Here is a 4940-nt window from a genome sequence, read left to right on the forward strand (position 1 = left end):
ACGCGCCGCCGCGCCCCCGTGGTGCCCGCACCCGACAAGTTCGCGCCCGTCACGGTTCTGTCGATGCTGCCCCCCGATGCGAGCGGCGATCAGTTTGCCGAGCCGCTCGAATGGCAGGGCAGCGCGCCTGCGCCGCGCGTGCTGTTCGTGCCCGCCAAGGGGGATGCGCCGCTTGCAGCGGGCGACCGCTTTCTGGCCCGTATGACCGAGGTTTCAGGCGATGATTATGCTTGGGAGGCCCGGCTCATTCGCCGTTTCGGCGAGGCGTCGCACCGTGTTGTCGGCATTTTCCGCAAGACTGCCGAGGGCGGCCGCATCACGCCTATCGACAAGGGTGCTGATCGCGAATGGCGCGTAGGTTCGGGTGCCACGCTGAGCGCCCGCGAGGGCGAGTTGGTCGAGGCAGAGCTTGTTGGCCCACGCGGCCGCATGGGGCTGCCTGCCGCCCGCATTGTCGAGCGGTTGGGGGACCCATCTGCACCGCGCGCGGTGTCATTGATCGCCATCCACCAGCACGGCATCCCCGACGACTTTCCCGATGACGCGATTGCCGAAGCGGACGCGGCCGAGTTGGTGCCGGACGACTTTGGTGACGACCTGACGGCGCTGCCGTTTGTGACCATCGACCCATCAGATGCCCGCGATCACGACGATGCCTGCTATGCCGAGGCCGACGATGACCCCGCGAACGAAGGCGGCCATATCCTTTGGGTCGCCATTGCCGATGTTGCGCATTATGTGCGCCCTCGCTCGGCGCTGGATGCCGAGGCGCGCAAGCGCGGCAATTCCTGCTATTTCCCCGACCGGGTGGTGCCAATGCTGCCCGACCGGCTTTCGGGCGATTTGTGTTCGCTGCACGAGGGCGTCACGCGCCCGGTGATCGTTGCGCGCATGAAGCTCGACTCGGCGGGTAACAAGCTTAGCCACCGCTTTCAACGCGGGCGCATGAAATCGGTTGCGTCACTTTCCTACGAAGAGGTGCAGGCTGCGCGCGATGGGCAGGCGAATGCGCGCTGCGCGCCGTTGCTGGAACCGGTGATCGCACCGCTTTACGCGGCCTATGCATCGCTTACCCGCGCCCGCGCCGCGCGCCAGCCGCTTGATCTGGACCTGCCCGAACGCAAGATCGAACTGGGCGAAGATGGCAAGGTCAAATCCGTCGGCTTTCGTGATCGGCTTGATGCGCATCGGCTGATCGAAGAGTTCATGATTCTGGCCAACGTAGCCGCCGCTGAAGAGTTGGAGCGCCTTCGCCGCCCGCTGCTTTATCGCGTGCATGAAGAACCGAGCCCGCAAAAGCTCGACGCGCTGCGCGAGGTTGCGCAGGCATCTGGCTTTACGCTTGCCAAGGGGCATGTGCTGAAGACCGCGCATCTGAACCGTCTTTTGGCGCAGGCCGAGGGCAGCGAGTTCGACGAATTGCTGAACATCACCACGCTGCGTTCGATGCAGCAGGCATATTATCTGCCGCAAAACCTCGGGCACTTCGGGCTGGCGCTGCGATCCTATGCGCACTTCACCTCGCCCATTCGCCGTTACAGCGACCTGATCGTGCACCGCGCGCTGATCGCGGGGCATAAATGGGGCGATGACGGGCTTTCGCCCGCCGATATCGAAGTGCTGGAAGAGACCGCGCAGCATGTGTCTGAAACCGAGCGGCGCGCCATGCTTGCCGAGCGCGATACGACCGACCGCTACCTTGCGGCCTACCTTTCGGAACGCGTCGGCAGCGAGTTTACAGGCCGCATCAGTGGCGTGCAGCGGTTCGGCGCTTTTGTGAAGCTGGACGAGACCGGTGCGGATGGCCTGATCCCTATCCGCGATATTGGGCGCGAATATTTCCACTATGACCGAGACGCACAAACCCTGCGCGGTGCCGACACCAATATGGTGCTCAGCATCGGTCAGCGCGTTACCGTGCGGCTGGCAGAGGCTGTGCCGATGACCGGCGGGCTGATGCTTGAACTGCTGGAGGTCGAGGGCAGCACCTTGCCGCGCAAGGGCGCAAAGCGCGCAACCAAGCCCGGCGGGCACAAACTGGCTGCCGCCAAGGCACGCGAACGCGGCATCGCACGAAAAGAGCGGCACGGGCGCAAGCGCTGAACAAGAACGGACCATCCGAACTGTGCCGAGCAGCCTGTGGCAAATAGCCCATAAATTGGGCGATATTGCCTTTCAGTGTTCAAAATGCCAAACGATCGGACTATTGGCGATCTAACTGCCGAAAAAAGCGGCAGATAGCAAAGCCATTTTCCTGCATAGGAGTCTGCGTGGTGATCAGCATCGACGAAAAACTGCAACCGATCCTTACAGAAGTCTTGCGCCGCAATGCGGGCGAAAAAGAGTTCCACCAAGCGGTTCGCGAGGTGCTGGAAAGCCTCGGCCGGGTGGTTGCCAAACACCCGGAATATGCTGACGACGCCTTGATCGAGCGTATTTGCGAACCTGAGCGGCAGATCATTTTCCGCGTGCCGTGGGTTGATGACAAGAACCAGGTGCAGATCAACCGTGGCTTTCGCGTGCAGTTCAACTCGGCGCTTGGGCCATTCAAGGGAGGGCTGCGTTTTCACCCTTCGGTCAATGTCGGGATCATCAAGTTTCTGGGCTTTGAGCAGACCTTCAAGAACGCGCTTACGGGCTTGCCGATCGGTGGCGGCAAGGGCGGCTCTGACTTCGACCCCAAGGGCCGCTCGAACGGTGAAATCATGCGGTTCTGCCAATCGCTGATGACCGAATTGCACCGCCATCTGGGCGAACATACCGATGTGCCCGCAGGCGACATCGGCGTGGGTGGCCGCGAAATTGGCTATATGTTCGGGCAATACAAACGTCTGACCAACCGCTACGAGGCAGGCGTGTTGACCGGCAAGGGTCTTTCCTACGGCGGATCGCGCGCGCGAACCGAGGCGACGGGCTATGGCACGGTGTATTTCGTGGAACGTATGCTTGAAAGAAAGCAAAACAGTTTTGACGGCAAGCGCGTGGTTGTTTCCGGCTCGGGCAACGTGGCGATTTATGCCATGGCAAAGGCGATCTCTTTTGGCGGCAAGGTTATGGCCTGCTCGGATTCTGGCGGTTATGTCGTGGATGAAAACGGCATCGACCTTGCGCTGGTAAAAGAAATCAAAGAGGTGCGCCGCGGGCGGATTTCGGAATATGCGCGGCTGAAGGGTGCAGGTACGCATTATGTCGAAAAGGGCTCGATCTGGGATGTTCCGTGCGAAGTTGCGCTGCCCTCGGCCACTCAGAATGAACTGACCGGCAAAGACGCGAAGTCGCTGATCAAGAACGGCGTGATCGCGGTAGGCGAGGGGGCAAACATGCCATCCACACCTGACGCGGTGAAGATCATGCAGGCCGCGGGGGTGCTGTTTGCCCCCGGCAAGGCGGCCAATGCTGGCGGTGTTGCGACATCGGCGCTGGAAATGCAGCAGAACGCATCGCGCGATAGTTGGACGTTCGAGCAGACCGAGGCGCGGTTGGCCTCGATCATGCGCAACATCCACGACGCCTGTGCCCAGACCGCCGAAGAATACGGCGCACCAAGCGACTATGTGTTGGGTGCAAACATCACCGGCTTTGTGCGTGTGGCCGAGGCGATGCGGGCCATGGGCGTTGTCTGACTAAGCCCTGCGCTGGTTAGACGCTGCCAACAAAAAGGCCGGAGCGGATGCTCCGGCCTTTTCATTTCGATCTTAGCCGATCAGCCGATTGCTACCGCTTTCACATCGTCGTCGATGTAGGGCAGGTATTGCGCGAAGTTCTTGGCGAACATCGCCATCAGCTTGGCTGCTTGCGCATCGTAGGCGGCCTTGTCGGCCCATGTTTCGCGCGGGTTGAGCAGGCCGGTGTCAACATCGTGCACGGCCACCGGTACCTCGAAGCCAAAGTTGGCGTCGCGGCGGAAGGTGGCATCGTTAAGCGAGCCGTCAAGTGCCGCGGTCAGCAACGCGCGGGTTGCCTTGATCGGCATGCGGCGGCCAACACCATAAGAGCCGCCGGTCCACCCGGTATTGACCAGCCAGCAAGTGGCGCCGTGCTCTGCGATCTTGTCGTGCAGCAGGTTGCCATAAGCCTCGGGGCGGCGCGGCATGAAGGGTGCACCGAAGCAGGTCGAAAAGGTCGGCTGCGGCTCGGTAATGCCCTGCTCGGTGCCCGCTACCTTGGAGGTGAACCCCGACAAGAAGTGATACATCGCCTGCGCCGGGGTTAGCCGGGCGATTGGCGGCAGCACCCCGAAGGCGTCGCAGGTGAGCATGATGATGTTGCGAGGATGCCCCCCGAGCGAGCTTTCCGATGCGTTCGAGATATAGTGCAGCGGATAGGCGACGCGCGTGTTCTCGGTGAGGCTGGTATCTTCGAAGTTGAGCTCGAGCGTCTCGGGATCAAAGGTCATGTTCTCGACGACCGAGCCGAACCGGGCGGTGGTGGCGTAGATTTCGGGCTCGGCCTCGGGGTTGAGGTTGATCGTCTTGGCATAGCAGCCGCCTTCAAAGTTGAAGGTGCCGCGATCGGACCAGCCGTGCTCGTCATCGCCAATCAGAACGCGCGATGGGTCTGCGGAAAGGGTGGTCTTGCCCGTGCCCGACAGGCCGAAAAAGATGGCGGTATCGCCAGTGTCGCCAATCGCATGGTTGGCCGAGCAGTGCATGGCCATCACGCCCTTGCCGGGCAGGATGTAGTTCAGCAGCGTAAACACCGATTTCTTGATCTCGCCCGCGTAGGCCGAATTGCCGATCAAGATCAGCCGTTTGGAGAAGTTGAGCGCGATCACGGTTTCGCTGCGGCAGCCGTGGCGTGCCGGATCTGCCTTGAACGAGGGCGCGTCGATGATGGTGAACTCGGGCACAAAGCCATCAAGTTCATGGCGGGCGGGGCGGCGCAGCATGTGGCGGATGAAAAGGCCCTGCCACGCGAGTTCGGTCACGATGCGTACATCC

3 protein-coding genes are annotated in these 4940 nt (G+C 61.7%); 2 read left to right on the plus strand and 1 reads right to left on the minus strand.

Annotation, left to right across the window (positions count from 1 at the left end):
• Together rnr and gdhA are read left to right on the plus strand one after the other, a co-directional pair.
• Positions 1-2103: ribonuclease R (gene rnr, locus ABY403_RS13260; RefSeq protein ID WP_372841304.1), on the plus strand; the 2103-nt coding region annotated here is incomplete at its 5' end.
• A 170-nt stretch (positions 2104-2273) separates the two neighbouring features.
• Complete coding sequence (gene gdhA / locus ABY403_RS13265; RefSeq protein WP_372841305.1) at positions 2274-3623, plus strand: NADP-specific glutamate dehydrogenase; 1350 nt, start codon at positions 2274-2276, stop codon at positions 3621-3623.
• A gap of 80 nt (positions 3624-3703) precedes the next feature.
• Here the strand turns inward: gdhA and ABY403_RS13270 are convergent.
• A partial coding sequence (locus ABY403_RS13270) for a phosphoenolpyruvate carboxykinase (ATP) (RefSeq protein ID WP_372841306.1) occupies positions 3704-4940 on the minus strand: 1237 nt, incomplete at its 5' end.

Origin of the sequence: Phaeovulum sp. (assembly GCF_041596715.1) — a bacterium.
Lineage (GTDB): Bacteria > Pseudomonadota > Alphaproteobacteria > Rhodobacterales > Rhodobacteraceae > UBA6213.